Here is a 16,187-nt window from a genome sequence, read left to right as displayed (position 1 = left end):
GGCGGAGGCTTCCGGAACACGATGCCCCCGCCGCAACCGCCCGTGGGCGGGTACTCGTCGATCATGCCGATCACGACGCAGCACGGGCACGCGCTTCTGCACGTCACGCACGACCGGGTCGGGGCGTCCGCGGTGCGCAGCATGGGCACCGCGGACCTCCGCACCGGGAGCGTGCCCGTCGTGCTGGTCCCGGGGCTGGGGGCGCCCGGCTACCTGCTGCGGACGCTGGAGCGTTGCGCCCGGTCGGGTCCGGCGCGGCTGCTGGACGTCCCCGGCTACCGCGATCCCGCCGGACCCGTCTGCGGGGAGACGCTGGGGGCGCTGGCCGACACGGTGGCCCGGTGGCTGGCGGACGTGCCCGGCGGGCCGGTGGTGCTGGCCGGGCACTCCACCGGCGCCCAGGTGGCCCTGCACGCCGCCGCGCGCAGTCCCGGGCGAGTACGGGCCCTGGTCCTGATGGCGCCGACGTTTCCTCCCCCGCTGCGCCGCACGGCTCCGCTGTCGGTCGCGGCGTTCCGTACCGCCGTGCAGGAGTCCCCCGGTGTCGTACCGGCCGTACTGCCGTCCTACCTCGCGGCCGGCCCCCGGCGGCTCCTGACCTGCGCGCGGTCCGCCCAGGCGGACGCCCCCGAGGCGGTGCTGCCGCACGTGACCTGCCCGGTGACCGTGCTGGGGGCCGAGGACGACGCCCTCAGCCCGCCCGGGTGGGTGCGGCACCTGGCCGGCCGGGCCGCCCGGGGCCGTGCCGTGGTGGTACGGGGAGCGCACGCGTTCCCGCACCGCCACCCGGACGTGACGGCGGAGGTGCTGAACGGTGCCCGGCGCACGTCATTCTGATGCGTCGTCAGCGGTGCCGTAGACCTCTGCCGAGCGAGTGTCACTGCGGCCCGCCCCCCGCACGGCAGGGGGTGGGCCGCAGGGCAGAAGCGGGGGTTCGCCGGAGCGAGGAGGACGGGCTGCGTCCCTAGGGTTGCGGGCATGGACCGGACGACCACGCGCCGCACCGCGCTCGGACTCGCCGCCGCGGCGGCCGCCCCCTTGCTGGGGTCCGCCCCCGCACACGCCGCTCCCGTCGTCGGCGGACCGGCCCCGCCCTCGGGCCTGGACGGGCTGGGTGTCGCGGAGTTGCGCCGGCTGATGGACCAGGGGCGGCTCGACGCCGAACGGCTGACCCGCCACTACCTGGACCGCATCGCCCGCATCGACCCGCTGCTGCACGCGGTGATCGAGACCAACCCGGACGCGCTGCGCGAGGCCCGCCGCCTCGACGGCGCCCGGGGCCGCCGCGGGCCACTGCACGGCATCCCCGTCCTGCTCAAGGACCTGGTGGAGACGGGCGACCGTATGCACACGACGGCGGGCTCGCTCGCCCTCGTCGGTCTGCGGCCCGCGGCGGACGCCACGGTCGCGGCCCGGCTGCGCGCGGCCGGTGCCGTCATCCTCGGCAAGACCAACCTGAGCGAGTGGGCGGGCGGGATGTCCCTGACCCACCATGCGGGACACAGCGCCCGCGGCGGGCAGACCCGCAACCCGTACAAGCTGGACCGCTCGCCCAACGAGTCCAGTTCCGGCACCGCGGTCGCCGTCGCGGCCGAGCTGTGCGCCGCCGGCATCGGCACCGAGACCAACGGCTCGATCGTCGACCCGTCCTCCGCGAACTGCGTGGTCGGGGTGAAGCCGACCGTCGGTCTGGTCGGGCGCGGCGGGGTGATCCCCGGTGTGCCCAGCCAGGACAGCGTGGGCCCGATCGCCCGCACCGTCCGCGACGCGGCGATCCTGCTCGGCACGCTGGTGGGGGTCGACGGCCGCGACCCGGCGACCGCGGCGAGCCGTGGCCGCTCGCACCGCGACTACACCCGCTTCCTCGACGCCGACGGCCTGCGCGGGGCCCGTATCGGCGTGGCGCGCACGGTGTACTTCGGATACAGCGACCACGCCGACGAGATCGCCGAGCGGGCCCTCGCCGTGCTGCGGCGCGCCGGTGCGACGCTGGTCGATCCCGCCGACATCCCCACGGCCGAGGAGCTCGAGGACCTGCCCAGCTCCCCGGTCGTCCAGGCGTACGAGTTCAAGCGCGCGATCAACGCCTACCTGGCGGGCGCGCCCGGCGAGCACCCCCGCGACCTGGCCGGGCTGATCGCGTTCAACCGCGCCCACGCCGACCGCGAGCTGCGGTACGTGCGCCAGGACGGGCTGGAGGCGGTGCAGGCGCTGGAGTTCACCGCGGACGAGTACCGGCGGGCCCTCGCCACCAACCACCGGCTCTCCCGCACCGAGGGCATCGACGCGGTGCTGCGCCGCCACCGCCTGGACGCCCTCGTGATGCCGACCACCGGACCACCCGCCAAGATCGACCTGATCCGGGGGGACACCTACGGCGGCGGCTCCTCGACACCCGCGGCGCTGGCCGGGTACCCGGCGGTCAGCGTCCCGGCCGGTTTCGCGTTCGGGCTGCCGGTCGGCCTGACCTTCATGGGCACCGCGTGGTCCGAGCCGACGCTGCTGCGCCTGGCCCACGCCTACGAACACGCCACTCGCGTCCGCCGCCCACCGGCCTACCGCCCGCCCGACGTCGGCTTCTGATCGGCGTGGTCCGTTCCGGCCGCTGTCCCCGGGCCGGTGCGGCGGGCGCCGTCCGGCCGACGGCGTCCGGCCCGCACCGGGTCGCCGGTCGCCGGGCCGACGGACCGTGGAACGCCGAGGGGGCCCGGCCGTTGCCCGGCCGGGCCCCCTCGACACGCACGCGTGGCGCGCTTCTACCAGCGGTACCAACGGCCCCTGCGGCCCGCACCGTCCGCGGAACGGACGACGAAGCCGAGCAGCCACACGACCAGCACGAAGATCGCGATCCACCACAGGGCCTTCAGTGCGAAACCCGCACCGAAGAGGATCAGAGCCAGCAGCAGAACCAGAAGCAGGGGAACCATAGTTATCAACCTCCTGGCCAACCAATGCCCTTACTCCGGCCCTACAAGCACACAAAACGAGAGTTATTTATCCGGGGTACGGGGCATCAGCAGTCGGCCCGGTGTGCAGCGTTCCCCGGCTCCGGCCCCGCACGCACCCCTCAGGCCGGCCAGGCGGTCAGGGCGTCGTCAGTTCGGCAGCATGCCGAGGTGGGGCTGGTCCGGGCTGCCGGTAGCGTCGCCAGGGACACCGGCGCCGCAGAAGGAGGCATCCGTTCGTGGACCTGGGCATCGTCGGGCAGGCCGTGGGGCTGTTCGCCGTCACCAACATCGACGACATCGTGGTGCTGGCGCTGTTCTTCGCCCAGGGAGCCGGTCGCCGTGGTGCGGCCCGCCGAGTGGTGCTGGGGCAGTACCTGGGGTTCGCCGCGATCCTCGCGGTGGCGGTGGCCGCCGCCTTCGGCGCGACCTTCCTCCCCGCGGCGGCCCTCCCCTACCTCGGGCTGCTGCCGCTCGCCCTCGGCCTGAAGGCCGCCTGGCGGGCCTGGCGGGACCGCCGTGACGGCGGCACGGACCACGAGGACGAGCAGGCCGGGGCGGGCGGTCCCGGCCCGCTGGAGGTCGCCGCCGTCACCTTCGCCAACGGCGGCGACAACATCGGCGTCTACGTGCCGGTGTTCGCCACGGCCGGCGTCGGCGGGATGAGCGTGTACGCCGTGGTGTTCCTCGCGCTGGTGGGAGTGTGGTGCTGCGCCGGCCGGTTCTTCGCCACCCGTCCCGTGATCGCCGGGGCCCTCGCCCGGTGGGGGCACGTCCTGCTGCCCCTGGTGCTGGTCGCGCTCGGTGTGCTCATCCTCGTCGAGGGCGGCGCCTTCGGCCTGTGACAGCCTCCGCGCAGCGGGCCGGTCCGGCGTCCGCCCCCACCGGGCGCCCCGTCACCGGTCAGCCGCGGACGTGCAGCCCGAACCCCGTGCGGCCCCCGGGCTCCAGGCCCTCCTTGAGCTGCAGTGAGGGGATCTCGTAGTCACCGGCGTTCTGGCGCCGGAAGGCGATCGGCTCGGTCGACTCCAGGGTGAGCAGGCGCTGTTCCCACGCCTTGGCGATGTCCGGGAAGGCCTCGTCGGTGACGCGGTCCGTGCCGTACAGCACGAACGGCGGCAGCACCTCCATGCCCGGGTAGTAGAGGATGCCGTGCTGGATCGGGAACAGCAGGTCGTCGATGGGGCCGTTGATCCCGCGGGCGGCGTAGTGCGGCTCCGGGCCGCCGGCGGTCACCGACAGCAGGGCCCGCCGGCCCGCGAGGGTGCCTTCGCCGAAGCGGTCACCGTAGTGCGTGTCGCTGTGCTCGCCGACGCCGTAGGCGAAGTGGTACGTGAAGACCCGGTCCACCCAGCCCTTGAGGATCGCGGGCATCGAGTACCACCACAGCGGGAACTGGAAGACGACCGTGTCGGCCCACAGCAGCTTCTCCTGCTCGGCGCGGACGTCCGGGGTGAGCGCCCCGGCGTCGAAGGCGCGGCCCGAGTCCAGGGCGACCTTCAACGGACGTGAGGCGTGCGGGCCGTAGTCCTCGGCGTCGACGGCCGCCTTCCAGTTCATCGCGTACAGGTCGCTCACCCGCACCTCGTGCCCGGCGCCCTCCAGCGTGGACACCGCGAGGTCCTTCAGCGAGCCGTTCAGCGACCGCGGCTCGGGGTGGGCGTAGACGATCAGCGTCTTCATGGCAACTCCTTCGGATCGGACGCCTTCGATCCTGGACGGCGCCGCGCCCGGCGTTCAGGGGCCCGCGTTCCGTCGGACGGGACTTCCTGGTAACGGCAGGACCACCTTCGCGGACGGGCCCGCGGCCATACTGGGGACATGGACGATCTCGCGGGTTTCCTGCGGACCCGGCGCTCCCGCGTCGACCCGGCCGCCGTCGGCATCCCCACCGACAGCCGCCGCCGGGTCCAGGGGCTGCGCCGCGAAGAGGTCGCGCACCTGTCCGGCGTCAGCGTCGACTACTACGTCCGCCTGGAGCAGGGCCGCGCGACCCAGCCCTCCGACCAGGTTCTCGACGCCCTCGCCCGCGTCCTCGGCCTCGACGAGACCGAACGCGAGCACCTGCACCGGCTCGCCTGCCAGCGCCGCCGCGCGAAGGTGCCGGGCGTGCGGGTCCGCCCCGAACTGCTGCGCGTCCTCGACCTGGTGGCCGACGGACCCGCGCTGATCACGAACCACCGCCTGGACGTGCTCGCCGCCAACCGCCTCGCCGGGCTCCTCTACGGCCGGCCGGTGCCGGGCCTGAACACCGCGCGGCACCTCTTCCTGGAGGAGGCCGAACGCGGACTGTACGCGGACTGGGAGAGCTGCACCCTCGACGTGGTCGGGCACCTGCGCCTGGCCGCGGGGAAGTACCCCGAGGACCCCCGGCTGGCCTCGCTGGTCGGCGAGTTGGCGATGGGCAGCGAGCGCTTCCGCCGCCTGTGGGCCCGCGCGGACGTGCGCGCCCGCACCTACGGACGCAAGGCGTACCGGCACCCGCTGGTCGGGCTCCTGGAACTGCACCAGGAGAACTTCGTCCTGCCAAACGAGGCGGGCATGGAGCTGGTCGTGCTGTCCGCGCCTCCCGGCAGCCCCGCCGAGGACGGGCTGCGCCTGCTCGCGAGCCTGGACCCGGCCGACACGGCCGACACGGCCCGCCAGGCCGGCACCGCCGACGCGGCCGACCAGACCGGCACCGCCGCGTCTCCCCGCCGACGGCCCCCGGTGAACGCCCGGTCGAGCGAGTGACGCGACGGCGCCCGGGCTCCCGCCGCCCGGAGCGGCCAGGTCACTGCGCGCCGTAGAACAGCCCGAGGAACTCCTCCATCGCCGCGTCCACTCCGGCGCGGTCACCGGTGGCGAGCAGGTCGAGCAGCAGCCCGCGGACGGTGGCCAGACCCAGCCGGGCGCGGTGCCGGGCGGCGACGGGGTCCGCCCCGGCGGCCACTTCGGCGGCCGCCAGCGGTTCCAGCCAGTCCGCGACGAGCCCGTCGAGGAACGGGACGGCCTCGGGGCGTCCGCGCAGCGCGTGCCCGCAGATCTCGAAGAAGAGCCGCTCCTGACCGGCCAGGGCGGGATCCGTCAACTGCCGCCACAGCGACCTCGCGGCGTCCGCGGGCGCGAGACCGGGCTCCTGGCGGAGCCGGGACAGCACCTCGCGCCGGCGCCGCTCCGACGTCCGGACGATCTCGACGAGCAGCTTCTCCTTGGAGCCGAAGTAGTGGATCAGCATGCGGTGGCTGACGCCGATCGCGGCACCCAGGCGGCGCAGACTGAGGTCCGCGATGCCGTGTGCGGCGACGTACTCGACGGCCGCGTCCACGAGTCGGGCACGCCGGCCGCCGTCCGGGCCCTCCACACGGTCGCCGTCCGAGCCGTCCACCCCGTCACCGGCCGCGCCGCCCGGGCCCCCCGCGCCGCCCGCACCCGCCGCGCCGTCCGGGCCCCCGCTCCGCACGTCCTCCGCATCCGTCACGCCGCGAGTGTACCCATCGGTACACGGCGCATGTACCGTGTGGTACATGGAGCCCGTCACCGCAGCGATCGACGTACCGCAGACGCCGCAGCAGGTCTACGACTTCCTCGACGTCATGGCTCACCACCAGCGCTTCACGGACCACTACTTGACCGACTGGCGGTTCCACGGCCCCGCCCGCGGCGTCGGGTCGGGCGCCACGGTCACCGCCGCGCTGGCCGGCACGCGGACCGAGGTGACCGTGGAGGTCGTCGAGACCGAGGCACCGGGGCGCATCGTGGAGCGCAACGTCAGCGCGGGCGGCCGGCGCGTGGGCCACGGCACCTACACCGTCGTGCCGCTGCCGGACGGCGGCAGCCGCGTGGCCTTCACCTACGCCTGGGTGCGCGCCCCGTTCGCCGACCGCCTCGCGGCGCCCCTGGTGCGGGCCACGATGCGGCGCGCGAACCGCACGGTCATGCGGCGCCTGGCCACCGAGCTGGCCCGCCACACGCCCGTCGACGGCTCCTGACCCCTCGGTGCGGCGAGCGACCGCGCCCGGGGTGCCGCAACGGGGCGATACAGCCCTTCATCGGGTGAACTCGCCCCGCCCTCCAGCACTTTCCTTGTTTCAACTCTTGACGACCGGTCCGCCGGGGAGCACATTGGCGTCGCTTTGAGAGCGCTCTCAGAACGCTTTCCGAGCCACCCGCGCACCTCACCCGTACCGGGAGGCACTCCCCATGTCCGCAAGCCCCCGCACCCCCAGACGGCGGCGCGTCCTCGTCGCCGTGCTGTCCACGCTCGGCCTGGCGGCCGCCGTCGCGACCGGCGTCACCCCCTCCGCCAACGCCTCGGCCCCCACCCCGCCCTCGGGCTGGACGCAGGTCTTCCTCGACGACTTCAACGGCGCCGCCGGCACCGGCGTCAACACCTCCAACTGGCAGTACGACCTGGGCACGTCGTACCCGGGCGGAGCCCCCAACTGGGGCACCGGCGAGGTCGAGACGATGACCAACAGCACCAGCAACGTCGCGCTCGACGGCAGCGGCAACCTCAAGATCACACCCCTGCGCGACTCCTCGGGCCGCTGGACCTCGGGCCGCATCGAGACGGTCCGCACGGACTTCCAGCCCCCGGCCGGCGGCAAGCTCCGCGTCGAGAGCCGCATCCAGATGCCCAACGTCACGGGCACCGCCGCCGAGGGCTACTGGCCGGCGTTCTGGATGCTGGGCGCGCCCTACCGCGGCAACTACCAGAACTGGCCGTCCGTCGGCGAGATGGACATCATGGAGAACGTCCAGGGCCTCAACCGCGTCTGGGCGACCCTGCACTGCGGCACCAACCCCGGCGGCCCGTGCAACGAGACGACCGGCATCGGCAACAACATCCCCTGCCCGAACACCACATGCCAGTCCGGTTTCCACACCTACGCGCTGGAGTGGGACCGCTCGGTGAGCCCGGAGGCGCTGCGATTCTCCGTCGACGGCGTGACCTACCACACCGTGACGGCCAATCAGGTCGACGCGACGACCTGGGCCAACGCCACCAACCACGGCTACTTCGTCATCCTGAACGTGGCGATGGGCGGCGGCTTCCCGGACGCCTTCGGCGGCGGTCTGGACAACGACACCCAGCCGGGCCACCCGATGGTCGTGGACTACGTGCAGGTGCTCCAGTCCGGCGGCGGTGGGAGCGGTACCACCCCTCCCCCGTCGGGCAACCGTGACGCCTACGGCACGATCCAGGCCGAGTCCTACGACAGCCAGTCCGGCCTGAACACGGAGACCACCGGCGACAGCGGCGGCGGCCAGGACGTCGGCTGGGCGGCCAACGGCGACTGGGCCCTGTACAAGGGCGTCAACTTCGGCTCCAGCGCGGCCCGGCAGTTCTCCGCCCGGGTCGCGAGCGGCGCCGCGGGCGGTGTCAGCGGCCTGGTCGAGGTGCGCCTGGACAGCCGCAGCAACGCGCCGATCGGCAGCTTCGCCGTGGGCAACACCGGTGGCTGGCAGACCTGGAAGACGGTCCCGGCCAACATCAGCGCGGTGACCGGCACGCACGACGTGTACCTGACCTTCAGCAGCGGCCAGCCGGCCGACTTCGTGAACGTCAACTGGTTCACCTTCGGCCACTGACGTCCCGCGGCCGACGTCGGGCCGCCCACGCAGCACCCTCCCCGCGCACCGGACGGGCCCCGCTCACCGAGCGCAGCCCGTTCCGCGTGTGCCCGGCCGGCGCGGCGGGGTGCGCCCTCAGCGCATCTCCGCACGGAACTGCGCCGGCGTCAGGTCCGTGTGCTGCTGGAAGAACTTGGAGAAGTTCGCCGGGTCGGGGAAGCCGACCGCCGCGCCGACCCGGCCGATCGGCAGGTCGCTGTGCGCGAGCAGGCGCTTGGCCTCCAGGACCACCCGCCGGTCGATGAACGCCTTGGGGGTGAGCCCGGTCGCGGCGCGCACGGCGCGCACCAGGGTGCGCCGCGAGTAACCGAGCGCGTCGGCGTAGGCGCTGACGCTGTGGTTGGTGGGGAAGCCCTCCTCCACGGCCTCGCGGAAGAGGCTGAAGGTGGTGTCGGCCCGGCGCTCGGCCTCGGCGGAACTGGCCGCGAGGTGCGCGAGGCGCAGCAGCAGGGCCGTCAGGACGTGGCGCAGGACGGCCGTGTGCAGGCTCAGCGGGAGGGTGGCGGTGTCCTCGTACTCCCGTTGCAGGTGGGCCAGGGCGGCCCGCAGCGCGGTGAGCTGCTCGGCGTCGGGGCGCAACAGCGGCGGGAGGTCGTAGCGGTACAGGCCGGCGGCCTCGACGGTGGCGCGCGGCAGGAAGCCGGGTTGCATGGTCAGGACGGTTCCGCGGTACCCGCTCCTGGAGAAGCGGTGCACCTGTCCGGGCCGGATCCAGAGCAGGTCCCCGGCGGTCGCCTCGTACTCGGCGAAGTCGACCATGTGCCGGACGGGTCCCGCGGAGAACAGCATGACGACGTGGAAGTCGATCCGGTGCACGCGGTCCGGTACGGCGTCGGCGGCGCGCCAGGTGCGGCCGGTCCCCATCGGGCCGACCTGCATGCCGACGCCGCCGACGCTGAGGTCGGCCGGGAAGGGGTAGGTCCTGATCTCACCGTCAGGCGCGAGGCCGCCGGGCCGGGCGATCCCAGGGGAGCCCGGCCTGTCCGCCGTGTCCGCCATATCTGTTTCACGCTGCTTTCATGCCGCTCGTACCGCCCCGTCCCGGCTCGAGCCGCCCCGGGGCCGGGGTCCGGGTGCGGGGGTGTCCCACTTTCACCACAGGCTGACACACCCCGACCTACCGAACGAAAAGTCTGACTTTTAAGGTCGAACGCGTCTGACCAGCAAGACCGCACTGTTCCACAACCTTTTGAAGGGGACTGCTTCCAGATGAGCACGCAGACGCCCGACACCCTGGAGTGGACCGATATCGACCGGCGTGCCGTCGACACCGCACGGGTGCTGGCGGCGGACGCCGTCCAGCAGGTCGGCAACGGCCACCCCGGGACGGCGATGAGCCTGGCCCCGGCCGCGTACACGCTCTTTCAGAAGGTGATGCGGCACGACCCGGCGGACCCGGAGTGGACCGGCCGTGACCGCTTCGTCCTCTCCCCCGGCCACACCTCGCTGACGCTGTACACGCAGCTCTACCTCGCGGGGTACGAACTGGGCCTCGACGACCTGAAGGCGTTCCGCACCCACGGTTCGAAGACCCCCGGGCACCCGGAGTACGGGCACACCGCCGGGGTGGAGACCACCACGGGCCCGCTCGGCCAGGGCGCCGCCAACGCCGTGGGCATGGCGATGGCCGCCCGCTACGAGCGCGGCCTGTTCGACCCCGGGGCCCCGGCCGGCGAGTCGCCCTTCGACCACATGATCTGGGCGATCGTCTCCGACGGCGACCTGCAGGAGGGCGTCTCCGGCGAGGCGTCGTCGCTGGCCGGCCACCAGAAGCTGGGCAACCTGGTCTTCCTGTACGACGACAACCACATCTCCATCGAGGGCGACACCGCCACCGCCTTCTCCGAGGACGTCCTCAAGCGGTACGAGGCGTACGGCTGGCACACCCAGCGCATCGAGCCCGCCGAGAACGGCGACATCGACGTGCACGCCCTGTACGCGGCCCTCACCGCGGCCCGTGCGGAGACCGGCCGGCCGTCCATCATCGCGATGCGCACGATCATCGCCTGGCCCGCACCGAACGCGCAGAACACCGAGGCCGCCCACGGCTCCGCGCTCGGCGCGGACGAGGTCGCCGCCACCAAGCGCGTCCTCGGCTTCGACCCGGAGCAGTCCTTCGAGGTCGCCGACGAGGTGCTCGCCCACACCCGCGGGGCCCTGGACCGGGGCGCCGAGGCGCACGCCGCCTGGGACAAGCAGCTCGCCGGGTGGCGCGAGGCCGAGCCGGAGCGCGCGCGGCTCTTCGACCGGGTCGTGGCCGGCCAGCTCCCCGAGGGCTGGGAGGAGTCCCTGCCGGTCTTCGAGGAGGGCGGGTCCGTCGCCACCCGGGCCGCCTCCGGCAAGGTCCTGCAGGCACTCGGCCCGGTGCTGCCCGAGCTGTGGGGCGGCTCCGCCGACCTGGCGGGCTCGAACAACACCACCATCGACAAGTCCAGCTCCTTCCTGCCGGACGGCAACCCGCTGCCCGAGGCGAGCCCGTACGGCCGTACGGTCCACTTCGGCATCCGCGAGTTCTCCATGGCCGCGGAGATGAACGGCGTCGCCCTGCACGGCAACACCCGGATCTACGGCGGGACCTTCCTGACGTTCTCCGACTACATGCGCAACGCGGTGCGCATGTCGGCGCTGATGCAGCTGCCGGTGACGTACGTGTGGACGCACGACTCCATCGGCCTCGGCGAGGACGGCCCGACCCACCAGCCGGTCGAGCACCTGGCCGCGCTGCGGGCCATCCCGGGCCTGAACGTCGTCCGCCCGGCGGACGCCAACGAGACCGCGGCCGCCTGGGCCGAGATCCTGAAGAGGCACGCCACGCACCCGGCCCCGCACGGGCTGGCGCTGACCCGCCAGGGCGTGCCGACGTACGCGCCGAACCCGGACGCGGCCAAGGGCGGCTACGTGCTGCGCGAGTCGTCCACCGAGACCCCGGAGGTGATCATCGTCGCCACCGGTTCCGAGGTGCAGCTCGCGGTCGCCGCCCGCGAGCTGCTGGAGGCCGAGGGGACCGGCACGCGCGTGGTCTCGATGCCGTCGGTGGAGTGGTTCGAGGAGCAGCCGCGCGCCTACCGCGAGAGCGTCCTGCCGCCCGCCGTCCGGGCGCGCGTCGCGGTCGAGGCCGGGATCGGCCTGACCTGGTACCGCTACGTCGGCGACGCGGGCCGCATCGTGTCGCTGGAGCACTTCGGCGCCTCCGCCGACGCCAAGACCCTGTTCGCCGAGTACGGCTTCACCCCTGAGAACGTCGCCGCCGCGGCCCGGGAATCCCTGGCCGCCACCCGCGGTTGATCCGACCGCCGAAAGAAGATGATCACAGTGACCGAATCCACCGCGCCGACCGCGGGGCCCCTCGAGCGGCTCTCCGCCGAGGGGGTGTCGATCTGGCTCGACGACCTGTCGCGCCGGCGCATCGAGAGCGGCAACCTCGCCGAGCTCGTCCGCACCGGGAACGTCGTCGGCGTCACCACCAACCCGTCGATCTTCCAGGCGGCCATCGGCTCGGGTGAGGGCTACGAGGAGCAGCTCGCCGACCTGGCGGCGCGCCGGGTGACCGTCGACGAGGCCGTCCGCATGATGACGACCGCCGACGTGCGGGCCGCCGCCGACGTGCTGCGCCCGGTGTACGACGCGACCGCCGGCCGCGACGGCCGGGTCTCCATCGAGGTCGACCCGCGTCTGGCCCACGACACCCGGGCCACGGTCGCCGAGGCCAAGCAGCTCGCCTGGCTGGTCGACCGCCCCAACGTGATGGTGAAGATCCCCGCGACGAAGGCGGGCCTGCCGGCGATCACCGAGGTCATCGGCCTCGGCATCAGCGTGAACGTGACGCTGATCTTCTCGCTGGAGCGCTACGGCGAGGTCATGGACGCCTACCTGGCCGGTCTGGAGAAGGCCGCCGCCCGGGGCCTGGACCTGTCCGCGATCCACTCGGTGGCCTCGTTCTTCGTCTCCCGCGTGGACAGCGAGATCGACAAGCGGCTCACCGTCCTCGGCAGTGAGGAGGCCCTGGCGCTCAGGGGCCGCGCGGCCCTGGCGAACGCCCGCCTGGCCTACGCGGCGTACGAGGAGGTGTTCTCCGGCCGGCGCTGGCTGGCGCTCGCCGGGGCGAAGGCCACCAAGCAGCGTCCGCTGTGGGCGTCCACCGGGGTGAAGGACCCCGCCTACAAGGACACCCTGTACGTGGACGAGCTGGTCGCGCCCGGCACCGTCAACACGATGCCGGAGGCCACCCTGAAGGCGGTCGCCGACCACGGTGTCATCAGCGGTGACACCGTCACCGGCGGCTACGCGCAGGCCCGCGCCGACCTCGCGGCCGTCGAGCGCCTCGGCATCTCCTACGACGAGGTGGTGCGGCGGCTGGAGGACGAGGGCGTCGCCAAGTTCGAGGCGGCCTGGCAGGACCTGCTGGACGCGGTCACGAAGTCGCTCGACAGCAAGGGAGTTGACGCGGAATGACCACCCCCGTGTGGACCAACCCGCTCCGGGACGCGCGCGACCGGCGGCTGCCGAGGATCGCCGGCCCGTCGGGGCTCGTGATCTTCGGGGTCACGGGTGACCTGTCCCGCAAGAAGCTGATGCCGGCCGTGTACGACCTGGCCAACCGGGGTCTGCTGCCGCCGGGCTTCTCGCTGGTCGGCTTCGCCCGCCGCGACTGGGCGGACCAGGACTTCGCGCAGGTCGTGCACGACGCGGTGCGCGAGCACGCGCGCACGGAGTTCCGTGAGGAGGTCTGGCAGCAGCTCGCCGAGGGCATGCGGTTCATCCCCGGCGACTTCGACGACGACACCGCCTTCAAGCAGCTCCGCGACGCCGTCGAGGAGCTGGACTCCTCGCGCGGCACCGGCGGCAACTTCGCCTTCTACCTCTCGGTGCCGCCGAAGTTCTTCCCCAAGGTCGTCGAGCAGCTCAAGAAGCACGGCCTGGCGAAGGCACCGGAGGGCTCCTGGCGGCGCGCGGTCATCGAGAAGCCGTTCGGCCACGACCTGGCCAGCGCCCAGCAGCTCAACGCCATCGTGCACGACGTGTTCGAGCCCGACCAGGTGTTCCGCATCGACCACTACCTGGGCAAGGAGACCGTCCAGAACATCCTGGCGCTGCGCTTCGCCAACCAGATGTTCGAGCCGATCTGGAACCGGTCGTACGTCGACCACATCCAGATCACCATGGCCGAGGACATCGGCATCGGCGGCCGGGCGGGCTACTACGACGGCATCGGCTCGGCCCGGGACGTCATCCAGAACCACCTGCTGCAGCTCATGGCGCTCACCGCGATGGAGGAGCCGGCGTCGTTCGACGCGTCCTCCCTGCTCACCGAGAAGCTGAAGGTGCTCAAGGCGGTCAAGCTGCCCGAGGACCTGGGCGCGCACACCGTGCGCGGCCAGTACGCGGCCGGCTGGCAGGGCGGCGCGCAGGTGCCCGGCTACCTGGAGGAGGAGGGCATCGACCCGGCCTCCACCACCGACACCTACGCCGCCGTGCGGCTGAACGTGGACAACCGCCGCTGGGCGGGCGTCCCGTTCTACCTGCGCACCGGCAAGCGCCTGGGGCGGCGGGTCACGGAGATCGCGGTGGTCTTCCAGCGCGCCCCGCACTCGCCGTTCGACTCGACGGCCACCGAGGAGCTGGGCTCCAACGCCATCGTCATCCGGGTCCAGCCCGACGAGGGCATCACGGTCCGCTTCGGCTCGAAGGTGCCCGGCACGTCCATGGAGATCCGGGACGTGACGATGGACTTCGCGTACGGCGAGTCGTTCACCGAGTCCAGTCCCGAGGCGTATGAGCGCCTCATCCTGGACGTGCTGCTCGGCGACGCCAACCTGTTCCCGCGCCACCAGGAAGTGGAAGAGTCCTGGAAGATCCTCGACCCGATCGAGGAGTACTGGGCCACGCACGGCAGGCCGGCCCAGTACGCGTCGGGGAGCTGGGGACCCGAGGAAGCGGACGAGATGCTCGCACGAGACGGACGGAGCTGGCGCAGGCCATGAAGATCGACCTGACCGACACCACGGCAAGCAAGATCAACAAGGCGTTGGTGCAGGGCCGCCGCGCCATCGGCACCCCGGCCGTGGGCATGGTCCTGACGATGGTCATCGTCACGGACGAGGAGAACGCCTACGACGCCCTCAAGGCGGCCGAGGAGGCCTCGCACGAGCACCCCTCGCGCACCCTGGTCGTCATCAAGCGGCACGCCCGCACCTCCCGGGAGCGCACCCGGTCGCGGCTGGACGCCGAGGTCCGGGTGGGCTCGGAGGCCGGCACCGGCGAGACGGTGGTGCTGCGCACCTACGGCGAGGTGTCCGACCACGCCGACTCGGTGGTGCTGCCGCTGCTGCTGCCGGACGCCCCGGTCGTCGTGTGGTGGCCGGTGGACGCGCCCGAGGTGCCCTCCAAGGACCCGCTGGGCGCCCTGGCGCAGCGCAGGATCACCGACCTGTACGCGGTGGAGAACCCGCTGCGGACCCTGGAGGACCGGGCGCGCTCCTACGCCCCCGGCGACACCGACCTCGCCTGGACGCGGCTCACGCCGTGGCGCTCGATGCTGGCCGCGGCCCTCGACCAGGCGCGGGTGCCGGTCGTCTCCGCCGCGGTGGAGGCCGAGGCCGAGAACCCGGCCGCCGAGCTGCTGGCCCGCTGGCTGGAGGCGCGGCTGCGGGTCCCGGTGGACCGGGTGGTCTCCGAGGGTCCGGTCGTCACCGCCGTACGGCTGGGCACGGCCGACGGCGAGGTGGTGATCGACCGGCCGGAAGGCCCGCTGGCCACGCTGTCCCTGCCGGGCCAGCCCTCGCGCACCCTCGCACTGAAGGTGCGCTCCACCTCCGAACTCATCGCCGAGGAGCTGCGCCGCCTCGACGCCGACGAGATGTACGCCGTCGCCCTGCGCGGCGAGGCCCACGAGGAGACCCCCGCCCATGTCTGAGACCCCGTTGCTCACGCGCCGGCCCGAGTGGGCCGCCCTGGAGGACCACCGCGCCCACTGGCAGGCGCACCTGCGCGAGCTGTTCGCGGCGGACCCCGGCCGCGCGGAGCGCTACGTGGTGCGCGTCGGTGACCTGCGCATCGACTACTCCAAGCACCTGATCACCGACGAGACGCTGTCGTTGCTGCAGGAACTGGCCACTGCCACCGACGTGTTCGGGTTGCGGGACGCGATGTTCCGCGGTGAGAAGATCAACATCACCGAGGGCCGGGCGGTGCTGCACACCGCGCTGCGGGCCCCGGCGGGTGCGGTGGTGGAGGTGGACGGCGAGAACGTCGTCCCGGCGGTGCACGCGGTGCTGGACCGGATGGCCGACTTCGCCGAGCGGGTGCGGTCCGGGGAGTGGACCGGGCACACCGGCCGGCGGATCAGGAACGTCGTCAACATCGGCATCGGCGGCTCGGACCTGGGCCCGGCGATGGCGTACGAGGTGCTGCGCCCCTACACGGACCGGGAGTTGACCGTCCGGTTCGTCTCCAACGTCGACGGCGCCGACCTGCACGAGGCGACCCGCGACCTGGACCCGGCGGAGACGCTGTTCATCGTCGCGTCCAAGACGTTCACCACCATCGAGACGATCACCAACGCCACGTCGGCGCGCACCTGGCTGCTGGACGGCCTCGGTGGCGACGAGAAGGCGGTCGCGAAGCACT

Annotated in this window: 15 protein-coding genes; 11 read left to right on the top strand and 4 right to left on the bottom strand. The window is 73.1% G+C overall.

The genetic code is table 11. The features are described from left to right. The first annotated feature begins 63 nt into the window (after window positions 1–63). Both E4U92_RS13100 and E4U92_RS13095 read left to right on the top strand, forming a co-directional pair. Window positions 64–837 carry an alpha/beta fold hydrolase gene (locus tag E4U92_RS13100; RefSeq protein WP_168725105.1) on the top strand — a complete coding sequence of 258 codons (774 nt, stop codon included), beginning with the start codon at window positions 64–66 and terminating at the stop codon, window positions 835–837. Between the two features lie 141 nt (window positions 838–978). Next, window positions 979–2,583 carry an amidase gene (locus E4U92_RS13095; RefSeq protein ID WP_137300541.1) on the top strand — a complete coding sequence of 535 codons (1,605 nt, stop codon included), beginning with the start codon at window positions 979–981 and terminating at the stop codon, window positions 2,581–2,583. A 173-nt stretch (window positions 2,584–2,756) separates the two neighbouring features. Here E4U92_RS13095 and E4U92_RS13090 read toward each other — a convergent pair whose 3' ends face one another. Next, window positions 2,757–2,927 (bottom strand): hydrophobic protein, encoded by a 171-nt coding sequence (locus E4U92_RS13090; protein ID WP_137300540.1) that lies wholly within the window; start codon window positions 2,925–2,927, stop codon window positions 2,757–2,759. Window positions 2,928–3,184: 257 nt separating this feature from the next. On the opposite strand from E4U92_RS13090, the gene E4U92_RS13085 reads away from it, so the two are divergent. Further along, window positions 3,185–3,790, top strand: coding sequence for a cadmium resistance transporter (locus tag E4U92_RS13085; protein ID WP_137300539.1), 606 nt, complete (start codon window positions 3,185–3,187; stop codon window positions 3,788–3,790). Between the two features lie 58 nt (window positions 3,791–3,848). Here E4U92_RS13085 and E4U92_RS13080 read toward each other — a convergent pair whose 3' ends face one another. Beyond that, the gene (locus E4U92_RS13080; protein WP_137300538.1) at window positions 3,849–4,628 is read right to left on the bottom strand and encodes an NAD(P)H-dependent oxidoreductase; all 780 of its coding nucleotides are present in this window, start codon (window positions 4,626–4,628) and stop codon (window positions 3,849–3,851) included. Window positions 4,629–4,766: 138 nt separating this feature from the next. Between E4U92_RS13080 and E4U92_RS13075 the strand changes: the two genes are divergently transcribed. Continuing rightward, the gene (locus E4U92_RS13075) at window positions 4,767–5,678 is read left to right on the top strand and encodes a helix-turn-helix transcriptional regulator (protein WP_137300537.1); all 912 of its coding nucleotides are present in this window, start codon (window positions 4,767–4,769) and stop codon (window positions 5,676–5,678) included. A 40-nt stretch (window positions 5,679–5,718) separates the two neighbouring features. Here the strand turns inward: E4U92_RS13075 and E4U92_RS13070 are convergent, their stop codons facing one another. Then, window positions 5,719–6,405 (bottom strand): TetR family transcriptional regulator, encoded by a 687-nt coding sequence (locus tag E4U92_RS13070; protein ID WP_229862001.1) that lies wholly within the window; start codon window positions 6,403–6,405, stop codon window positions 5,719–5,721. 46 nt (window positions 6,406–6,451) lie between these two features. Between E4U92_RS13070 and E4U92_RS13065 the strand changes: the two genes are divergently transcribed. Beyond that, complete coding sequence (locus E4U92_RS13065; protein WP_137300536.1) at window positions 6,452–6,916, top strand: SRPBCC family protein; 465 nt, start codon at window positions 6,452–6,454, stop codon at window positions 6,914–6,916. 211 nt (window positions 6,917–7,127) lie between these two features. Continuing rightward, window positions 7,128–8,519 (top strand): glycoside hydrolase family 16 protein, encoded by a 1,392-nt coding sequence (locus E4U92_RS13060; RefSeq protein ID WP_137300535.1) that lies wholly within the window; start codon window positions 7,128–7,130, stop codon window positions 8,517–8,519. 117 nt (window positions 8,520–8,636) lie between these two features. On the opposite strand, the gene E4U92_RS13055 is transcribed toward E4U92_RS13060, so the two are convergent. Continuing rightward, on the bottom strand, window positions 8,637–9,560 hold the full coding sequence (locus E4U92_RS13055; RefSeq protein ID WP_137300534.1) for a helix-turn-helix domain-containing protein: 924 nt from the start codon (window positions 9,558–9,560) through the stop codon (window positions 8,637–8,639). A gap of 210 nt (window positions 9,561–9,770) precedes the next feature. On the opposite strand from E4U92_RS13055, the gene tkt reads away from it, so the two are divergent. The 5 genes from tkt to E4U92_RS13030 form a co-directional block, all read left to right on the top strand. After that, window positions 9,771–11,846, top strand: coding sequence for a transketolase (gene tkt / locus E4U92_RS13050; protein ID WP_137300533.1), 2,076 nt, complete (start codon window positions 9,771–9,773; stop codon window positions 11,844–11,846). An 18-nt stretch (window positions 11,847–11,864) separates the two neighbouring features. Then, a complete protein-coding gene (gene tal, locus E4U92_RS13045) occupies window positions 11,865–13,013 on the top strand; it encodes a transaldolase (protein WP_137300532.1) in 1,149 nt (382 codons plus the stop codon). After that, window positions 13,010–14,542 (top strand): glucose-6-phosphate dehydrogenase, encoded by a 1,533-nt coding sequence (gene zwf, locus E4U92_RS13040; RefSeq protein WP_137300531.1) that lies wholly within the window; start codon window positions 13,010–13,012, stop codon window positions 14,540–14,542. Before tal ends, zwf begins: the two co-directional genes overlap by 4 nt. Continuing rightward, a complete protein-coding gene (gene opcA / locus E4U92_RS13035; protein ID WP_137300530.1) occupies window positions 14,539–15,474 on the top strand; it encodes a glucose-6-phosphate dehydrogenase assembly protein OpcA in 936 nt (311 codons plus the stop codon). The genes zwf and opcA overlap by 4 nt, the downstream gene beginning before the upstream one ends. Beyond that, on the top strand, window positions 15,467–16,187 hold a 721-nt coding region (locus E4U92_RS13030; RefSeq protein WP_479681748.1), incomplete at its 3' end, for a glucose-6-phosphate isomerase. The genes opcA and E4U92_RS13030, both read left to right, overlap by 8 nt.

The sequence above is a fragment of the Streptomyces galbus genome, from assembly GCF_005280195.1.
Taxonomy (GTDB): domain Bacteria; phylum Actinomycetota; class Actinomycetes; order Streptomycetales; family Streptomycetaceae; genus Streptomyces; species Streptomyces galbus.
The sequence above is the reverse complement of the archived record's forward strand: the minus strand, read 5'-3'. Positions and strand labels throughout refer to the sequence as shown.